The 19,115-nt window shown below is 63.4% G+C and carries 16 protein-coding genes; 3 read left to right on the forward strand and 13 right to left on the reverse strand.

The genetic code is table 11. From position 1 onward, the window contains the following. Positions 1 to 78 precede the first annotated feature (78 nt). From ACLGL5_RS02625 to ACLGL5_RS02645, 5 genes are read right to left on the reverse strand one after another with little or no spacing between them, the layout of a single operon-like run. On the reverse strand, positions 79 to 822 hold the full coding sequence (locus tag ACLGL5_RS02625; RefSeq protein WP_069090273.1) for a 5'/3'-nucleotidase SurE: 744 nt from the start codon (positions 820 to 822) through the stop codon (positions 79 to 81). Further along, a complete protein-coding gene (locus ACLGL5_RS02630; RefSeq protein ID WP_069090274.1) occupies positions 819 to 1,985 on the reverse strand; it encodes an MBL fold metallo-hydrolase in 1,167 nt (388 codons plus the stop codon). The genes ACLGL5_RS02625 and ACLGL5_RS02630 overlap by 4 nt, the downstream gene beginning before the upstream one ends. Then, positions 1,985 to 3,061 carry an ABC transporter ATP-binding protein gene (locus ACLGL5_RS02635; protein WP_069090275.1) on the reverse strand — a complete coding sequence of 359 codons (1,077 nt, stop codon included), beginning with the start codon at positions 3,059 to 3,061 and terminating at the stop codon, positions 1,985 to 1,987. Before ACLGL5_RS02635 ends, ACLGL5_RS02630 begins: the two co-directional genes overlap by 1 nt. Then, entirely contained in the window at positions 3,049 to 4,752 is a 1,704-nt protein-coding gene (locus ACLGL5_RS02640; RefSeq protein WP_069090276.1) for an ABC transporter permease, read from the reverse strand. The genes ACLGL5_RS02635 and ACLGL5_RS02640 overlap by 13 nt, the downstream gene beginning before the upstream one ends. A 59-nt stretch (positions 4,753 to 4,811) precedes the next feature. Next, positions 4,812 to 5,798, reverse strand: a complete 987-nt coding sequence (locus ACLGL5_RS02645) for an ABC transporter substrate-binding protein (RefSeq protein WP_064981043.1) — start codon at positions 5,796 to 5,798, stop codon at positions 4,812 to 4,814. Positions 5,799 to 6,060: 262 nt separating this feature from the next. On the opposite strand from ACLGL5_RS02645, the gene ACLGL5_RS02650 reads away from it, so the two are divergent. Further along, a complete protein-coding gene (locus ACLGL5_RS02650; protein ID WP_069090277.1) occupies positions 6,061 to 7,032 on the forward strand; it encodes a sugar-binding transcriptional regulator in 972 nt (323 codons plus the stop codon). Between the two features lie 45 nt (positions 7,033 to 7,077). Here ACLGL5_RS02650 and ACLGL5_RS02655 read toward each other — a convergent pair whose 3' ends face one another. The 8 genes from ACLGL5_RS02655 to ACLGL5_RS02690 form a co-directional block, all read right to left on the reverse strand. After that, complete coding sequence (locus ACLGL5_RS02655) at positions 7,078 to 7,446, reverse strand: hypothetical protein (RefSeq protein ID WP_064981045.1); 369 nt, start codon at positions 7,444 to 7,446, stop codon at positions 7,078 to 7,080. Positions 7,447 to 7,560: 114 nt separating this feature from the next. Next, positions 7,561 to 8,931: a pyruvate dehydrogenase complex dihydrolipoamide acetyltransferase gene (locus ACLGL5_RS02660; RefSeq protein ID WP_069090278.1), complete on the reverse strand. Its 1,371-nt coding sequence runs from the start codon at positions 8,929 to 8,931 to the stop codon at positions 7,561 to 7,563. A gap of 3 nt (positions 8,932 to 8,934) precedes the next feature. Then, on the reverse strand, positions 8,935 to 9,933 hold the full coding sequence (locus tag ACLGL5_RS02665) for an alpha-ketoacid dehydrogenase subunit beta (RefSeq protein WP_069090279.1): 999 nt from the start codon (positions 9,931 to 9,933) through the stop codon (positions 8,935 to 8,937). Beyond that, positions 9,933 to 10,961 carry a thiamine pyrophosphate-dependent dehydrogenase E1 component subunit alpha gene (locus ACLGL5_RS02670; protein ID WP_019861533.1) on the reverse strand — a complete coding sequence of 343 codons (1,029 nt, stop codon included), beginning with the start codon at positions 10,959 to 10,961 and terminating at the stop codon, positions 9,933 to 9,935. Before ACLGL5_RS02670 ends, ACLGL5_RS02665 begins: the two co-directional genes overlap by 1 nt. A gap of 2 nt (positions 10,962 to 10,963) precedes the next feature. Next, the gene (locus tag ACLGL5_RS02675) at positions 10,964 to 12,292 is read right to left on the reverse strand and encodes an NAD(P)H-dependent oxidoreductase (protein ID WP_069090280.1); all 1,329 of its coding nucleotides are present in this window, start codon (positions 12,290 to 12,292) and stop codon (positions 10,964 to 10,966) included. A 324-nt stretch (positions 12,293 to 12,616) separates the two neighbouring features. Further along, entirely contained in the window at positions 12,617 to 15,151 is a 2,535-nt protein-coding gene (locus tag ACLGL5_RS02680) for a patatin-like phospholipase family protein (protein ID WP_494372863.1), read from the reverse strand. A gap of 114 nt (positions 15,152 to 15,265) precedes the next feature. Next, positions 15,266 to 16,024 carry a phosphodiesterase gene (locus tag ACLGL5_RS02685; protein ID WP_069090282.1) on the reverse strand — a complete coding sequence of 253 codons (759 nt, stop codon included), beginning with the start codon at positions 16,022 to 16,024 and terminating at the stop codon, positions 15,266 to 15,268. A gap of 72 nt (positions 16,025 to 16,096) precedes the next feature. Beyond that, the gene (locus tag ACLGL5_RS02690; protein ID WP_069090283.1) at positions 16,097 to 16,885 is read right to left on the reverse strand and encodes a 3-hydroxybutyrate dehydrogenase; all 789 of its coding nucleotides are present in this window, start codon (positions 16,883 to 16,885) and stop codon (positions 16,097 to 16,099) included. A 244-nt stretch (positions 16,886 to 17,129) separates the two neighbouring features. On the opposite strand from ACLGL5_RS02690, the gene ACLGL5_RS02695 reads away from it, so the two are divergent. Then, entirely contained in the window at positions 17,130 to 17,918 is a 789-nt protein-coding gene (locus ACLGL5_RS02695; RefSeq protein WP_069090284.1) for an acetoacetate decarboxylase, read from the forward strand. Further along, entirely contained in the window at positions 17,911 to 19,071 is a 1,161-nt protein-coding gene (locus ACLGL5_RS02700; protein ID WP_069090285.1) for a patatin-like phospholipase family protein, read from the forward strand. The genes ACLGL5_RS02695 and ACLGL5_RS02700 overlap by 8 nt, the downstream gene beginning before the upstream one ends. Positions 19,072 to 19,115: the final 44 nt, after the last annotated feature.

Below are 19,115 nucleotides of genomic sequence, written 5' to 3' on the forward strand. Positions count from 1 at the left end.
GGCTTCAAGCACAGGCATCGGATCGGCGCGGTTTAGCCGCTGACAGCTTGGTGATCGGGATGGTCGCACACAGGAAGATCAGTCCAGAATCCCGCCTACAAACCGTTCGTCCAGCCGCGTTTCGCCAAACCAGTTCAGCCTGTTGATGCTGACGTATCCGGTATCGATCGCCTCGTTCTCGTCGCCCGGCTCGCTCGCATGAGCGCGCCCGCGCGGCACGGTGATGACGGTGCGATCGCCATCGCTTTCCACGATCTCGGCCGTGCGGCCGATCTTGTCACGGCCGATGCGTGGCTGCCGGATCTCGGCCGGCAGCGCGGTCGGCAGGTTGACGCTCAACCAATGGCCTTCTGTCGCCCAGCCGGCGCGCGACTGCCACAGCGAGGCGATCAGCGCGCCAAGCCATGGATCGTCCCTATCGGTGAACTCAGGATTCTTCACGCGCGAAAAGCCGATCGCCGGGATGCCCCAGAAGGTCGCCTCCCGGGCAATGCCGAGCGTCCCGGAATAGGCGAGATCCTCGGCGACGTTGCGGCCGTCATTGACACCCGCCAATAACAGGTCCGGTTTCCTCGCGTCGGCAAACAGCCACGTCATCGCGCTGACCACGCAATCGGCCGGCGTGCCGGAGCAGGAGTACCAGTTCGGCTTGACGCGCCGCATCGTCAGCGGCCTCGCGATCGTCAGCGACGAGCCGGCGGCGGTGCGCTTGCCATCGGGCGCGACGACCCAGACATCGTCGCTCAGCTCGCCGGCGGCGTTGACGAGACGGGCAAGTCCCGGCGCTTCGATGCCGTCATCGTTGCAGATCAGGATTCTCATTCTTTGCTTCCTTGCGGCACCGTGATGCGCTGGCCGGTACGGCATTGCGTGCGCAGCGACGGGATGTGGCTTTTGAGGTCATCGAGAAGATCGGCAACGCAGGAATGGCCGAGCGCTTCAGGCCGTCCTGCCTTCTCCCATATTTCGACATTGCCCGACAGCGTTGGATGGGTGGGCATGCGCACCCAATCCGCCCGACCGGCTCTGTGCAGCAGATCGCCAGGAGAACCTGCCGGCAAATGTCCGGTGAGCAGCACGGGAAACCCGGCATCGTCGGCACGCGGCAACAGCCGCGACGACGGGCCGGCCTCGCCCATGCCGTCATCGGCCAGCAACGGCAGCGACGGCAGGGGATCGGCATCGGTCCAGTCCGCAGCACTCGCCAAGCGGGCACGCAGGTGCTCGGAAACGCCCGGCAACAAGGCCGCTGTGGCCCCGATCTGCCCCGCCAGCGACGAACGCATGCCGGCATGGATGGCGAATGGGCCCGGCAGCGCCGCGATCAATTCCAGCGACCGCCCCGACAGCGGCGTCGGCAGCAGACATCCCCGCGGATGCCGCGCTACCCATTCAGAAATTTCCCGCGCCCGCGCAGCCCCCGGCACGGGATCGGCGCCGTAGGAGGCATCGAAGACCAGAAGATCGCAATGCGGGATCGTGTCCATGACAAACACATTGCTGTCCGGCACGACATCGGCGGAATAGGCGGCGCGGCTTTTGCCATCATCGACGGCGAACCAGACGCCGCCCACGACATGCCCGGATCGCCCGGTCCCGATCGTGAGATTTCCACTCTTCAGCGTATCGCCGGGTTCGAAGAGCTCGATGCGATTGGCTGGAAACGGAAAGCGCTTGAAATCCCCTGGATCGGCATAGGCGGCAAGCGTGGCCGCAGCCTCGTCGCGCGTCTTGGCCGTCATGAAGATCGGGCCGGCATAGCCGCGCGACAACAGCCAACTCAGCGCACCGATATGATCCTCATGGGCGTGCGAGACGAAGAGTGCATCGATGTCGTCGACCCGACCGTCGAGCGCCGGATAATATTCCGCGCCGGAGGCGCCGACCTTGACGCCGATATCGAGCAGGATGCGGTCGCCGCCGCTGCTGACGGCGAGGCTGGTGCGGCCCTTTTCCCCAAAGCCGCCAAGGAGATCGAGCATCATCACGAGGCCATCCCCACCGGGATCAGCCAGCCGGATCTTATGCGCAGGCGTGCCTGGGCTCCACTCTCCAGCGTAACCGGGTCTGGCTGCTCGAAATGCAAGGTGAGGTCAGGCCCCGCGGCAGGGGTGAATTCGATGCGTGCGGCGCCACCCTGGTAGATCACCCGTTTCACGAGGCCATCGAAGCCTGGCCCATGCGGTGAGACGTCAAGGTCGGCCGACCGGCAGCAGATCTTGGCACCCGCACGCGGCCGCTCGCCGGGCCGGCAGCGGACCACCAGCTCGGTTCCCAGAACCCTGACCTTGCAATGGCCGCCGTCTTCGCCCGTCAGGACATCCGCCGGCAGCAGGATGCCTTGCGAGATAAAGGAGGCGACCATCTCATTTGCCGGCTCATGATAGAGTTCACGCGGTGTCGCCAGTTGCGCCACGCGGCCATGGTCCATCACCGCGATGCGGTCGGCCAGCGCCATCGCCTCGGCCTGATCGTGGGTGATATAAACGATGGTCGTGCCTGTGCGCTTGTGAAAGGCGGCGAACTCGTCCTCCATCGAGGCTCTCAGATGCACGTCGAGATTGGCGAGCGGCTCGTCGAACAGCACCAGCGACGGTGCGGCGACAAGACAGCGCGCCAGCGCCACGCGCTGGCGCTGACCGCCGGAAAGATTGGCCGGCCTGCGCTCGCCCAGCCCCTGCAGATTGACCAGAGCCAGCGCGTCCTCGACCTTATGGCGCGCGACGGTCTTGTCGAGCTTCGCCACCTTCAGCGAATAGCCGATATTCTCGGCCACCGTCATGTGCGGCCACAGCGCATAGTTCTGGAAGACGATGCCGACGCGCCGCTTTTCCGGCGCGACGCTGCCGACGCTGCTCGATACGACATCGCTGCCGATGCGGATCGCTCCCGAAGTCACTTTCTCGAATCCGGCGACCAGCCTGAGCAACGTCGTCTTGCCGCAGCCGGACGGTCCAAGCACGGCCAGGAACTCGCCATCGGCAACGTCGATCGAGACGTCCTTCACGGCATCGAAGTTGGCGAAGCTCTTGGTCACATGGTCCAGGCTCAGTCGCGCCATGGCAGCACTCCGCTGGGAAGGTAGGGGGCAAGCAGATTGGTCACCAGCATCAGCACGAAGGTGACCGCGACCGTGATGACCGACATCGCCGCCGCGTAGTTGGAATCGCCGCCCTGTTCGAAGGAAAACATCACCACGCCGATCGTCTCCGAGCCTGACGACCACAGCAGCGCCGAGACGGTGAGTTCGCTGAGCGCCGTCATGAAGATCAGCAGACCACCGGCGATCGCCGCCGGCGCGACCAGTGGAAAGATGATGGTGCGCATGCGCGTGAACAGGCCGGCGCCCGCCACCTGCGCGGCCTCCTCCAGCGCCCGATCGATCTGGTGATAGCCGCTGATGGTCGGCCGCAGCGCCAACACCAGGAAGCGGGCGAGGTAGGCGTAGAGGATGATCCAGACCGTGTTGTAGAGTTGGATGCCGGTCAGTGGGATCGGCCTGAGGAAGAGCAGCAGCGAGGCGATCGCCAGCACCACGCCGGGCAAGGCATAGGGCAGTTCGACCGCCAGATTGAGCAGCCGTACCCAGCGCTGCCTGCCCCAGGCGATGAGATAGCCGACCGGCACGGCGACCACGACCGCGAAGAATGCGGCCGCGATCGACAGCCAGAAACTGTTGAAGAAGGCGCGGTTGGCGGCGTCATGCTCGAACAGCACGAAACGATAATTGTCGAGCGTCACCGTCTTGGCGGTGAGCGCGATGCCATAGCCCGGTACCAATGAGGTCAGCACCAACCCGAACAGCGGCAGGAACAGCACCAGCACGATCAGCAGCCACATGCAGGCCTGGACAATAGCCCGCCAGCGACCGAGTTCGTAGGGTTCGGCCGGCAACGATGTCGAAGAGATACGGTAGTCGCGGCGGCGGCTCATCACCTCCTGGGCGAGAATGCCGGCCATGGCGATAACGCCGATCAGAGCCGATAGGAACGCGGTCTCGCCGAGCACGGCCGGACCACCGCCGGCCAGCTTCTGATAGATAAGGGTCGGCAGCACCAGGTAGTTGGCGGGAATGCCGAGGAAAGCCGGAATGCCGAAATTGCCGACGCAGGACACGAAGGCGAGTGCCGCGGCCGCCATGATCGACGGCGTCATCAAGGGCAGAACGATGGTGACCAGCACGGTGAACCAGCCCGCGCCGCCGGCGCGCGCGGCCTCGACCAGTTCGCGCGGCAGCTTGCGCAGGCCGGCACGCACCAGCAGGAACACCAGCGGGCCATATTGGACGCCAAGCAGCAGAATGATGCCTGACGTTGAGTAAAGCGGGTTTTTCGTGCCGAGCGGCGGTGCCGCTCCGAACAGCTTGAGGAATGGGCTTGCCGGGCCGAACAGCTGCAGCCAGGCCAGCGCCGTGACCTGCGGCGCGATCATCAGCGGCATGACGTAGCAGAGCACCAGGGCGCTGCGGCCGCGTATGTCGGTCAGCGAGACCAGCACCGCCACCAGCGTTCCCGACAGCACCGCAAGCAAGGTGCCGCCGATGCCGACGACCAGCGTATGCCATGTCGCGATCCAGGTCGCCGGGCTTCTCAGCCCGGCCGCAATGGCCACGGTCGACAGCGTGCCGCCAGGTGCCACGATCTCCTTGATGAGGCGCAGCATGGGCAGCAGCGAAAGCAGCACGATGACGACGGCCACCGCCGCCGTCAGGACCATTTCCTGGCCCCGGCTTTCCCTGACGCGTGTTGGCATGGTTGTGTTTCCTGAGGTCCGGGATGCCGTCGAAACGACATCCCGCCACGATTGCCGGCTCAGCCGCCGAACAGTTCCTGGAACTTCGCCTTGTCGGCGTCGGTCTTGGCGACGATCGCCTTGGTGTCGAACGGCATCACCTTGACCTTGACGCCTTCCGGCAGCCATTCGGGACGGCCGACCGAGGCACGCGCCGGCAGGTAGCCCATGGACAGCGCCAGCTTCTGGCCTTCATCCGACAGAATGAAGTCGACGAACTTCTTGGCGCCGTCGACATTCTTGGCGGTCTTCATGATGGCGACCGGCTCGGTCACCGCCGGCACGCCTTCGCTCGGGAACACGAACTCGACCGGCGAGCCCTTCTTCTTGGCGTTCATCGCCATGAAGTCGACGAGGATGCCATAGGGCTTCTCGCCTGATGCCACCGACTTCAGTACAGCACCGTTGCCGCGCACGCTGACGGTGTTGTTGGTCTTCAGCTTCTGGAAGAAATCCCAGCCTAAGTTGGTATCGCCGGCAAAGCCGGAAAGCAGATAGGCGGCCGCGCCCGAATAGAGCGGGCTCGGCATGACCAGGCCATCGGCATAGGCGGGCTTGGCAAGATCGGCCCAATGCTGCGGCTTTTCAGCAGCCGCGGTGTTGTAGACGATGCCGGTGGTGATCAGCTTGCTGCCGAAATAGGTCCTGTCGGCGTCATAGGCATCAGCCTCGATGCCATCGAGCTTGGCTTCGGGATAAGGCAGCAGCCGGTCGTCCTTCTTCAATAGCTCCATCGAGACCGCGTCGGCGATCAAAAGCACGTCGGGTTGCGGGCTGCCGGCGGCGAACTCGGCCGCCATCTTGGTGAGGATGTCGCTGGTCCCAGAACGATAGATGGTCACGTCGATGCCGGGCTGCGCCTTCTTGAAGGCGTCCACGGTCTTGGCCGCGTCGGCTTCCGGCTGCGATGTGTAGAGCGTCAGTGTTTCGGCGTTTGCCACGCCGGCAAACAAAATTGCCGCGAGCGCCAACTGGCTGGCCAGCAGCTTGATGAGTAGCGTCTTCATGAGACCTCCTGTCTTGTCTGTGCATGACCGGTCCGGCCCCTGGCCGGCTCCCCGTCTCTTCCTCCCTGCACGGCGCACATGACTGGTGGATGACACTGCGCGTGAAACCCACAAAATATGTTCATTTGTACATTGTCAATTACAAATGATCAGAGATGTGCAACAATCGGCTTGGCTGAAACCGGCATCCGGTTGACATCCGGCCGGCGTTTCTCCGATGAGGACGACGCGGTCGGCCATGGCTGATGAGGGACGAGAACAGATGCCCACGGAAAAACCCACACCGGCCCGCCTGCCGATGGCGTCGTCCGATCTCAACGTCAAGACGGCCTGGCTCTACTATGTCGAGGGCTTCACGCAGGAACAGATCGCCGAGAAGCTCGATGTCTCCCGCGTGAAGGTCATGCGCACGCTGGCTGCCTGCACCGCCGAAGGCATCGTGGTCACCATGATCAACGCACCGACCGCCGGACAGGTTGCGCTCGAGCGGGAACTGGAAAAGCGCTGGGGCCTCGACGCCGCGGTGGTCATCCCGACACCCTCGGCGCATGAGCATCTGGAAAAGGCGATCGGCCATGCCGTGGCGGCCTATCTCGGCGAGCAGATGCACGACGGCATGACGCTGGCGATCGGCGGCGGCGCGACACTGCATGCAAGCCTGGGCTTCCTCGCCCGCCAGCAGCTGAGGCGCGCCTCGGTGGTGGCGCTCGTCGGCAGCCTGCCGCATTCGCAGTGGATCAACCCGTCGATCGTCGCCGCCAAGGTCGCCGATGTCTTCGAGGTCGACTCCTACCAGATCACCGCGCCGGTGATGGTTGACGATCCCGCGCTTCGCGACCTCCTGTGGGCGCAGCCGACCCTGCAGGACGTACGCCAGCGGGCGGCGGCCGCCGACATCGCACTGCTCACCGTCGGCGACATGTCCGCGGACGCCACCATCTTTCGCCACGGGATCGTGCCGTCATCGCTGATCGCGCCATTGAAGGCGAAAGGCGCGGTCGCCAACATGCTGTGCTACTTCGTCGATGCCGCCGGCCGGCTGGTCGACCATGAGGTCAACGGGCGCGTCATGGCCATCGGTCTCGATGTGGTGAGCCAGGTGCCGAATGTCGTGCTGGCCGCCGGCGGAAAACGCAAGGTGGCGGCGATCCTGGCCGCACTCAAGGCGGTCAGCACCAATGTGCTAATCACCGACAGCGACACGGCGACTGCACTGCTGGCCAAGGGCGGTTGAGGTCCTGCCATTTGCAGGCCGACCTCACCCGAATATAGATACACCTTAGATGAGGCCGCGTTCGCGCAAATAATCCTCGACGCCGACATGGGTCATGGATTCGAATTCGGCGATCGCCTCGGCCACCCGCTTGCGCTGGGCCGCCAAAAGGGTGAACACCTGTTTCATCTCACCGGAAACGCCAAAACGGCTCCAGCGCTCGGCGATATGAGCGGGCAGGCCGATATCGGCACAGAACGCATCGAGGCTGTCATAGCCCAGGTCAGCGACAAGCTGCCTGGTCTCCTCCGCCGACATGCGCGGCTCGAAGGCATGGTCGTGCAGGCGCTGCGCCACCAGCTTGATGTCGGACGGCGAGGCACCCATGACCTTGCCGAACAAGGTTTTGACGTCAGACGGGTCGAATGCAGGCATTTTGGCCTCCCTTGGTCGCGATCCACTGGGGAAGATGGGTCAAGGGTCGGCGCCTGACAAGTCGTTTTCTGTCGTAAGCCGGCGTAACGTTTGGCACCGGCTTACAACAAGAAGCTAGACCAGCATGCCCATCGGGTTCTCGATCAGCCGCTTGAAGGCGACCAGAAGTTCGGCGCCGAGCGCTCCGTCCACGGCGCGATGGTCGGTCGACAAGGTCACCGACATCACGGTGGCGATTTTGATCTCGCCATTCTTGACCACAGCCCGCTCCTCACCCGCGCCGACCGCCAGGATCGTCGCATGCGGCGGGTTGATGACGGCGGCGAAGTCCTTGATGCCGAACATGCCAAGGTTGGATACGGCCGTGGTGCCGCCCTGATACTCCTCCGGCTTCAGCTTGCGGCTGCGCGCGCGGCTGGCCAGGTCCTTCATCTCGTTGGAGATGGTCGACAGCGTCTTTTCGTCCGCATGCCGAATGATCGGCGTGATCAGGCCACCGGGGATCGAGACGGCAACGCCGACATCGGCATGCTTGTGCTTGACCATGGCGCTTTCGGTCCACGAGGCATTGGCATCCGGCACAGCCATCAAGGCCATCGCCATCGCCTTGATGACCATGTCGTTGACCGACAGCTTGTAGGCGGGAGCCTCGCCCTTGTCGGTTTTCTTCATCGGGGCGGCGGCATTGATCTGCGTGCGCAGCGCCAGCAATGCGTCGAGTTCGCAGTCGAGCGTCAGATAGAAATGCGGGATGGTGGACTTGGCCTCGACCAGCCGCCGCGCAATCGTCTTGCGCATATTGTCGTGCGGGACGAGTTCGTAGGAGCCTTGCTCGAACAACTTCAGCACTTGGTCGTCCGACATCGCCTTCACTGCAGGGGCAGAAGCAGCCGGCGTTGCTGGCGCAGCGGTGGGCACGACCTCGGCTTCGGGTGCAGCCTTCGCGCCGCCGGCAACCGCCGCGTCAATGTCCGCCTTGACCACGCGGCCATAAGGGCCGGTGCCGATGATGCTGGCAAGGGCAAGACCTGCCTCACGGGCCAAACGTCGGGCAAGCGGTGTCGCGCGTATGCCTGACGGCGATTGGCCGATCTCCCCCCTTGTGGGGGAGATGCCCGGCAGGGCAGAGGGGGGCGTGACAGAATGCGACGTTGGCGGGACAGCGCCGCCCTCTGCCGCCTTCGCCGACATCTCCCCCACAAGGGGGGAGATTGGCGCCGCGTCTTGCTTGGCCGCATAGGCCTCGCCATCGGCATAAATCCACGCAACCGGCGCGCCAACGGGAATGTCGACGCCTTCCTTGCCGGTGACGTCGCGCAGCACGCCGCTGGCCGGCGCATCGATCTCCATCGCCGCCTTGTCGGTCTCGATCTCGAATAGCACGTCGCCCTTCTTGACCTGGGCGCCTTCCTCGGCGAACCAGCGCGAGATCTGTCCGGTCGCCATGTCCATGTCGACCTTGGGAAGAATGACTTCGGTCGGCATGTCTCAGCGAACCCCTTTGACGAGGTCGCGCGCGGCGGTGATGATGTCGGGAACCTGCGGCACCGTGGCTTTTTCGAGCTCCGGATTGTAGGGGATCGGCGTCTCGGCGCCGCCCAGCCGCACGATCGGCGCATCGAGATAGTCGAACGCCTCGCTCTCGGCGATCATCGCGCTGACCTCGGCGCCGATGCCCAGCGTCTTGACCGCTTCGTAGACGCACATCAGCCGCGACGTCTTCTTGACGCTGTCGATGACGGTCTGCTTGTCCATCGGCCGGATGGTGCGGAGATCGACGACTTCGACGTCGATGCCTTCGGCTTCCAGCGTGGCGGCGGCGTCGAGCGCCTTCTGCACCATGATCGAGGTGGCGACGATGGTGAGGTCGCGGCCTTCGCGGCGGATGTCGGCCTTGCCGATCGGCACCGTGTAATAGCCTTCGGGCACCGGTCCCTTCATCTTGTAGAGCAGCTTGTGCTCGAAGATCATCACCGGATCGGGATCGGCGACCGCCGCCAAAAGCATGCCCTTGGCATCATAGGGCGTCGCCGGCTGGATGACCTTGAGCCCTGGCACGTGGCCGAGCCAGGCTTCCAGGCTCTGGCTGTGCTGGGCCGCCGCACCCGTGCCCGAGCCGGCGGGAAAGCGCATCACCACGGGAACCGAAACCTCGCCGCCCAGCATGAAGCGCATCTTGGCCGCCTGGTTGACGATCTGCTCCATGGCGAGCGTGGCGAAATCGGAAAACTGGAATTCGAAGATCGGCCGCATGCCGGTGAGCGCCGCACCCACCGCCACGCCCGCGCCGCCCAGTTCCGAGATCGGCGTGTCGATCACTCGCTCGGTACCATAGCGCTCGACCAGATCGCCGGTCACCTGGAAGGCGCCGCCATAGACGCCGATATCCTCGCCCATCAGGAAGACGCGTTCGTCCATGTCCATGGCGATCGCCATGGCTTCCTGGATCGCCTGGGCGTAGCTCAGTTCACGCACCATCGCGTCCATCACGCCTGCTCCGTATACACGTAATTTCCGGTCTCGCTGACGTCAGGCGACGGGCTCACCTTGGCGAACTCGATGCCGTCGGCGATCTCCTGCGCCACCCCACTGCGAATGGCCTCGATGCCCTCGTCGTCGATAAAGCCGAATTCGCGCAGCTCGTTCTCGAACAGCGTGATCGGGTCGCGGTTCGACATCCAGTCCTCGATCTCTTCCTTGGTGCGATAGCGGTTGCGGTCGCTCTTGGAATGGCCGCGATGGCGGTAGGTCTTGGATTCGATCAACGTCGGCCCCTCGCCGGCGCGGGCGCGCTCGACGGCCTTGTAGGAGGCCTCGGCGACTTCCGAGAAGATGTTGCCGTTGACGATGACACCGGGCATCGAATAGGCGGCGGCGCGGTCGGCGATGTTCTTGACCGCGGTGGAACGGGCGGTCGAGGTCGACATGCCGTAGCCATTGTTCTCGCAGACGAAAATGACCGGCAGCTTCCAGACCGCCGCCATGTTGAGCGCCTCGTGGAAGGCGCCTTCATTGTTGGCGCCGTCGCCGAAGAAGGAGACGACGACCTTGCCGGTCTTCATCATCTTGGAGGAGAGTGCCGCCCCGACGGCGATCGGAATGCCGCCGCCGACAATGCCGTTGGCGCCGAGGTTGCCCTTGGCGACATCGGCAATGTGCATCGAGCCGCCACGGCCCTTGCAGTAGCCCGTGGTCTTGCCGAAGAACTCGGCGAACATGCGCTTCACCTCGGCGCCTTTGGCGATGCAATGGCCATGGCCGCGATGCGTCGAGGTGATCTGGTCATCCTCGCCAAGCGGCATGCAGATGCCCATGGCGCTGGCTTCCTGGCCGATCGACAGGTGCATGGTGCCGTGGATCAGGCCGCGCATGTAGCTTTCCTCGGCGCCCTCTTCGAAGCGGCGGATGAGGTACATCTTGTAGAGCACCTGCTTGAGCTGCTCGGCGCTGTACTGGCGATAGACAAAAGGCAGGTTGGCGCGACTGTCCGCGACGGCTTTGCTGGCTCCGGCCATGATCAGGCTCCCGCGGTTCCGTAGACGAGCTTGTCCTGGCGGGCGCGCAGTTCGGCGATCTTGGAGCCCCGAGCCGGGGCGGCATTGGCATAGGTGATGAGCTCGCCCTTCTTGATCGGCGCGGTGACCGAGCCGCCCTGCAGCAGACCGCAAGGAATGGCCTTGGCGGCATGGGCTTCGGGCGCCGTCATGATCCAGGCGCGGTAGCAATATTCGCCGATCGCATCGAGCTTCTCGCCCGGCTGCATGTCCTTCTTGGCCACGGCGGCGACTTCGGCAACGGGCTTGGCCAGCGGCACCATGTCGGCCTTGCCGTAGAGCACGACGCGGGCGCAGGTCAGCGGCACTTCGAGCGAGGTCAGGTGATAGGGGCGGTGGAAGGTGAAATACGGACCCTTGCCCATCTTCAGATCTTCCATGCGCTCCGAAATGCGCGGATGTGACATGTCGGCGACGACGAAGACGCCGGGCGCCACACCCTTGCCGATCGAGTAGTCGACGACGCCGACCCTGGACAGCACGCCGCCGTCCTTTTCGGGCACCAGCACTTTCGAGAGCTCGCCGAGCGTCGCCGCCGGGCCGTGCATGCCGGCCTTGTCGGGCACCAGCCCGGTGGCATTGGCGATCGCCGCCATCTCGACCATGGTCTTCGAACCATCGACGAATTCGACCAGCATGCGCACATTCATATGCCGGCGCTTGGCCTCTTCCTCATAGGCGGGCGGCGTGGCGTCGATGTTGAGCGGATTGTTTTTGCCCTTGCCAGCGGCAACGATCGGATGGCCCATGGCCGAGACGAATTCGATCAGCTCCATGCAGGAGGACGGCTCGTCGCCGGCGCCCAGCGAATAGGTGACGCCGAGCCGGTCGGCCTCACTCTTCAAATAGGCGCCGATGGTGACGTCGGCCTCGACATTCATCATCACCAGATGCTTGCCGTGTTCCATGGCGCGCAGGCCGATTTCGGCGCCGACGGCGGGGACGCCGGTCGCGTCGATGACCACGTCGATCAGATCATTGTTGATGACCAGGCTGGCGTCATTGGTGACCGCCACCTTGCCGGCCTCCATGGCAGCTGTCATCGCCGAAGCGTTCGACACTTCACGCGCATGGCCGGTTTCCTGGAAGGCGATGTCCACCGCCTTGCTGGCGGCCGGCAGGTTCAGTTCCGAGATCGCGCCGATCTCGATACCGGACATATGGGCGACGCGGGTGACGATATCGGTTCCCATCTCGCCGGAGCCGATCAGGCCGATGCGGATGGGCTTGCCCGACTTGCCGCGCTCATCGAGATCGCGGGCAAGGCCCGTCAACGAAATATTGGAAGCCATACCGCTCATTCCTCCCACATTGCAGGCTTGTTCATTCGCCTGACGGGTATTGAACATCTGTATTTCTGTCAAGACTAATGTCCAAAACTGTGTGCTTTTGGGAACTTTCCAGCACCTCCTTCCGGAGCCCTTTCCAGCGGCGAACCGGACCAGGACCTGTCGCCTCCGCGCAACTCCGTGCTTTCAGGGGATCAGCCGACCGGCGATGCGGCAGGGCTCTCGATCGACAGGGCTCACGAGGTTCTCGGCTGCGTGATGGAACGCGCGGGGGATCGTCATGCGGCGACATCGAACGCATCGCCGGGCCGGTCGCCCATGGCGGCGCTATATCATCGCATCCTGCTGGCGCTGCACGATCTTCTCCACGGCGTCGCCAGGCACGTTGAGTTCGGTCAGTGCCTTCCCCACAGCGCCCGGCCAGTCCGGAACCGGGCAGCTCTTCAAGCTGGCGAAATGATCCTTGCCGGTGAAGAAATTGCGGGTCGCGTGGAAGCCAAGTGCGCGATAGACCTCGAACTGTTCCTCGTTGAAGAACTGATCCAGGGTGGTTTGGTGCGGGAACTGCGGATACCGTCTTCGATAATCGCGGATCATGTCGCTCTCGTCGCCGCTCATGCAGGACTTGATGTAGATCAGGACACCGTGCTCGTTTCCGCCATAGTCGATACGACCGATCGCCACGTGCGGCCCCTGGAACCGCGCCTCGTCGGTCGAGGCGTTGACAAGACTGTCCTCGGTCGCCAGGGCATTGGAGCGACGCAGTTCGGACCATGGCAGATCTATGAGGATGCCGAGATCAATTCGCGCGTAGCGTTCGACCCGGATAAGCGAGTTGAAGTCGAGCGTCGGGTCCGCTTCCGCGTCGGCAACGACGATGACCTTGCAGCGCCGTTTCAGCAGTTCATACAGGCCTAGATTGTCGAAATGGCCGCCATCCGTCAGGTAGACGTTGCTCGTCAGTTCATCGACCCTGCCAATCGCCTCCTTGGCAAAGTACCAGGGTGCGATATTAGCCAGCAATCGCCGCAGGCCGGTACGACCGCGGAGAAATCGCGGATTTGGAAGCCAGTACCCCAGGCGGACATTCAGTGCGGCAAGGCTGAACGTCAGGATCCGGATCGTATTTGCGCCCATATTGGCCGACGCCGCCGCGCCGGAGATGGCCATTGCCGTGCCGAGATTGAGATTGCGGTCAGCGCGCTCGAGCGAGATCGTCGCGGCATAGCCAGTGGCCTGGCTGCCGGTGTAGATGGGACTGAAGACGAAGGAATCGGCGCTGCGACCACGGCGACCGAGATAGGGCGATCCCTCCAGATTGACCGCAGTGTTGATGAGCAGGTACGGCGAGAACCAGACGGAATCGGCCCACTTTCCCGGAGATCCGGGCTTGAGCGAAGTCAACTTGAACTGATCGACATCGGTTGACCGTTTCCGAGCCTGCCTGTCTTTCAGCCGCTTTCTCAAATCAGCAAGGATGTGGCTCTTTTCGGCAAGCTCGTTCCTGGCACTCTCTTTCAGCTTGTCCAGGCGCCAGAGAAACGCCCTGCTCAAGCGGTCCCGATAGTATCCGTGGAGGGAATTCGCGTTGGGTGTCACCAGCAACGACAGGACGATGAGCACACCGGCCAGAACCGCATAGGTCATCCTGGTGTTTCCAATGACCGTGTCTCCAGCGCCGATCCCCGCATAGGAAAGCCCCAGATAGATGCACCACAGCAATATCGGCACGACCATTGCCAGACAGTAGAGCAGTATCTTTGAGGCAAGATGCCTGGCCGTCCCGGTCCACGAATCGTCGCTCTTCGAGGCCGCCGCTACGGCAATCAGCTTGTTGCCGAAGGCAGCAAGGGCCGCCGACATGCCGGCAAGCACGGTCCAGAGCCCTTTGAGAGACGTAGGGGCGTGGATCAGGATGCAGCCGACCCAGTTGATCTCGGAACAATCGTCTGGCGCCGTGGCCGCATCGAAGAAGCCCGCCAGGACATAGGCTTGAAACTCGAGGAAGGCGATCAGCAGGCAGACGATGAAGAAGAGCGCCAAGATCCTGCTGGCCATTTCTCGCTCGACAAGTGTCGTCATGCGGTCGGTCCGGCTGGAAGGCCGAAAGGCAAATATCGAATAGCCGATCTGGACGAGTCCCAGGACCACTGCCATCAGGATCGACCAATAGAACACGTTCCCTGAATTCTGGGTCAGCTTGTGAAGAATGGGTAGCCGCAGCGACGTTTCGGTCGGATTGATCAGGATGGTCAACCAGGCGAGCGTCAACAGCGCGGCTAGGAAGATCATCGCATTGATCAGCAGCCCACGCATCACCACAACGAGGCCGACGACGACATCGATCATTCCCTTCGGCGCCAGATAGTTGGAGTAGTCCCGGATGTGCTGTGTCTCGAGGGTTTCAGGACCGCCGAGCGTGCTTGTGAACGGAAACTCGCCATTGGTCTGCATCAACCCGGCGACCAGCGACGTGCCGATGTAGCCGCCTCCGGAAACCGTCGACATATAGTCGATATTCTCGAACACTTTCGGCCGGTCCTTTTCTGTGATGGACTCCAGCGCCTGCAGCACCCCCATGCAAAATGCCGCCGAACGAATGCCACCGCCCGAGCACGCCAGACCAGTCAGGTCGCGGTCCGTCTTGACCACGGGATAGAGGTTGCCGCGTTCGTCTTCTTTGTCCGCCCCTGCCACATTGACTTGGGTGGCTGACGGCTTGGCGACAGGCCCGTTCACGGTCTTGATGTCCGGTGCGCGTCTGGCCGCAACCAGTTCCCGGCGCCGTGTAACAACCGACGCCTCGGCGGTCATAACCTCATAGAACGAGATCGGCGATGCTTCCTCAGTGTCGCTGGGCATGGCACTCTCGGCGCGCATGATTGCTCTACGGTTGCACAAGATGCTCCTAAAACACGAAGAAAGACATGGCGCGATGGCGCTATCGCGTCCTTGTCCCCCTCTGTTGGCGGCACATTATCCGGCGACGGGAAGATCGTGGAAATGCGCGATCACCCCCTCGGCATCGATGAAGATCACCGCATAGGCGGGCGGCTCGTGACCCAGGCTCCAGCGCTGCGAAAAATCGAGGGCGGTCTGGTGGTTGGTGCTGCGCAGCGTGCTGACGGGAATGCCGCGCCAGCTGCCGGCGATCGGCCGATGGACGTGGCCGGCGAAAATGTGGCGGACATTGCCATGGCGCGACAGCATGTCATGGAAGGTATCGGCGTCGGCAAGCCTGACCTCGTCGAGCACTGGCATGTGTATCCGGAACGGCGGGTGGTGCATGAACAGGAGGACCGGCCGGTACCCCGCCTCTCGCAGCCGTTCATCGAGCCATTCGAGCCGCGCGGCGCACAGCCTGCCCTCGACATGGCCGCTGTCCAGCGTGTCGAGCAGGATCAGCCTGCCCTCTGTGCCATCGAACACGCTCTGCACGAACCCCTGCTCGGCGGCGGCATCGGGGAACATTTCGAGGAAAAGCGCCCGGTCGTCATGGTTGCCGAGCATGAGCCGGCAGGGCTGCGAAAATCGCGCCAGCCTGTCGCGCAACGCCGCATAGGCGGCGCGCTCGCCATCATTGGTCAGGTCGCCCGAGATCACCACCATTTCGGCATCGGCGTGGTTCTGGCCGATGTCAGCAAGGCAGGCGTCCAGCCTTGCCAGCGGATCGGAGCCGTAGAGCAGGCCACCCGGCGTCATCAGATGCGGATCGGAGAGCTGGATGATTTTCATGGACCTGACCGTACCCTTCCCGCCGGCGCCGCGTGGCGCCAATCAGAAAACGCAACGCCTCGATTGCCCCCTCTACTGCGCCGTCCAGCCGCCGTCCATCGGCAGGGTCGTGCCGGTGATCTGCCTAGCCGCATCCGAGCATAGGAACAGTGTCAACGCCGCAAGTTCCTCCACGGTGACGAATTCCTTCGTCGGCTGTGCGGCGAGCAGCACGTCATGCTTGACCTGTTCCTCGGTCATGCCGCGCGCCTTCATCGTGTCGGGGATCTGCTTCTCGACCAGCGGCGTCCAGACATAGCCGGGCGCGATGGCGTTGACCGTGATGCCGTCCTGCGCGACTTCCAGCGCCACCGTCTTGGTCAGCCCTGCAATGCCATGCTTGGCCGACACATAGGCCGACTTGAACGGCGAGGCGACCAGCGCGTGCGCCGAAGCCGTGTTGATGATGCGGCCCCATTTGCGCGCCTTCATGCCCGGCACCGCAGCCTTGATGGCATAGAAGGCCGCCAGAAGATTGATGCGGATGATGGCTTCCCATTTGTCGTCGGGAAACTCCTCGATCGGCGCGACGTGCTGGATGCCGGCATTGTTGACCAGGATATCGAGGCTGCCGAACGCCGCCTCGGCATCATGCACCATGGCGCTCACCGCCGCCCCATCCATCATGTTGGCGTCGGAGTAGCGGCATTTGACGCCGAAATCCCTCTCGATGCCCAAGCGCTCCTGCTCGATGGCCGAAGGGTCGCCAAGACCATTGATGGTGACGTTGGCGCCCTCGGCGGCGAAGGCGCGGGCAATGGCCAGGCCGATACCGCTGGTCGAGCCGGTGACGAGGGAATTCTTCGAAGACAGGGAACCCATGGTGATCTCGCGAGAGGAGGGAGGGAATGAGAGCATATAATTGTGCGTCGCAACATGACAATGACAGAGCCATATGTCGGTGCGATTACAGCCAGACGGCAGCGCCGGCACGACCCCGTCCGCTGCGAAACCACGGTCGCTTGCCTGACACGGCACTGTCATGGTGCCGTGCAACATAATCGGCTGCGCATTCGCGCGGTTATTCCTGAACGAAATTCATCCGACGGAACCTTGGGGGTGCAGCTTGGAAATCGCCGATGTCGTGAAGCGCGCCTATGCGATGCCGCTGACCAACCCGTCCTTCCCGCCCGGTCCCTACCGTTTCTTCGACCGCGAATACATCATCATCACCTATCGCACGACACGCGAGGCGCTGGAGGCCGTGGTGCCGGCGCCCCTGGAAATCGACGAACCGCTGGTCAAGTATGAATTCATCCGCATGCCTGACTCCACCGGATTCGGCGACTACACCGAGACCGGCCAGGTCATTCCGGTGAAGCACAAGGGCCAGCATGGCGGTTACGTCCACTCGATGTATCTCGACGACGACGCGCCGATTGCCGGCGGCCGCGAGCTGTGGGGCTTTCCGAAGAAACTGGCCAATCCCAAGATCGTCCACGAAGGCGAGGTGATCGTCGGCACGCTGCATTATGGCAGCGTCCTGTGCGCCACCGGCACGATGGGCTACAAACACCGGGAAGCCGATCACGATTCCGTGCTCGCATCGCTCGCCGCGCCCAATTTCCTGATCAAGATCATCCCGCATGTCGACGGCACGCCGCGTATCTGCGAGCTGGTGCGCTATTATCTCACCGACATCATGCTGAAGGAGGCCTGGACGGCGCCGGCGGCACTGGACCTGCGGCCCCACGTCATGGCCGACGTGGCGAAGCTGCCGGTGCTCGACATCGTCTCCGCAGTCCACTTCAAGGCCGATTTGACGCTTGGGTTGGGCGAGGTCGTCCACGACTATCTCAGTGATCGCAGCCGGCTCGCAACCAGCACAACCCAGCCGGAGAAAATTCGTGCTTGAACGCCACCGAAACAAGGAAGCCGCCGCCACGATCGCGGAGATTTCGGCGCAATATGACCGCATCGCTTTGGTGTTCCAGGGCGGCGGCGCGCTCGGCGCATACCAGGCCGGCGTCTACCAGGCGTTGGCCGATGCCGGCTGCGAGCCGAGCTGGCTGTCCGGCGTGTCGATCGGCGCCATCAACGCCTCGATCATCGCCGGCAATGAACCCAGCCGCCGCCTGCAGCGGCTCGAACAGTTCTGGCAGACGATCTCGGGCCGCAAGATCTGGAGCTACACGCCCGAAGGCGACATCTACCGCGACATCCGCAACCGTACCTCGTCCTGGATGACGATGACCATGGGCCAGCCCGGCTTCTTCAAGCCGCGCAACCCTAACCCATGGTTCGAGCCGCAGGGTGCCGAGGGCGCCACCAGCTTCTACGACACCGCCGAGCTGAAAGACACGCTTGAAAGCCTGATCGACTTCGATGTGCTGAACGACGGCAAGAAGCGGCTGAGCGTCGGCGCGGTCAACGTCCGCACCGGCAACTTCGTCTATTTCGATACCGACAAGGTCCGCATCGGACCCGAGCACATCATGGCCAGCGGCGCGCTGCCGCCGGCCTTTCCGTCGGTCCGCATCGAAGGCGAGTACTATTGGGACGGCGGCATCGTCTCCAACACGCCGCTGCAATATCTGCTCGACCAGGAAGAGGACCGTTCGTCGCTGGTGTTCCAGGTCGACCTGTTCAGCGCGCGCGGTGTGCTGCCGCGCAGCATGCCGGACGTGCAGTCGCGCCACAAGGACATCATGTATTCCAGCCGCACGCGCCAGAACACCGACAATTTCAAGCGCATCCATGGCCTGAAGATGCGCCTGCTCGATGCGCTCAAGCGCGTACCCAAGGAGCAGCTGACACCGGCGGAAGAAGCGCTGATCGCGGACTATTCGGATGCCGGCCTGGTCAACATCGTGCACCTGATCTACCAGCACAAGGGCTATGAAGGTCACGCCAAGGACTACGAGTTCTCCGGCACCTCGATGCGCGAGCATTGGGAGACCGGCCTGGAAGACACGCAGCGCACCTTGCGCCATCGCAAATGGCTGACCATGCCGGCCAATGCTGACGGCGTCACCATCCACGATCTGCATCGCGAAGACCCGACCTGAAATCGACAGGCCAGCGTAGAGGCCGGGACTTTTCCTCTATCCTC

Source organism: Mesorhizobium sp. U510 (assembly GCF_059180695.1).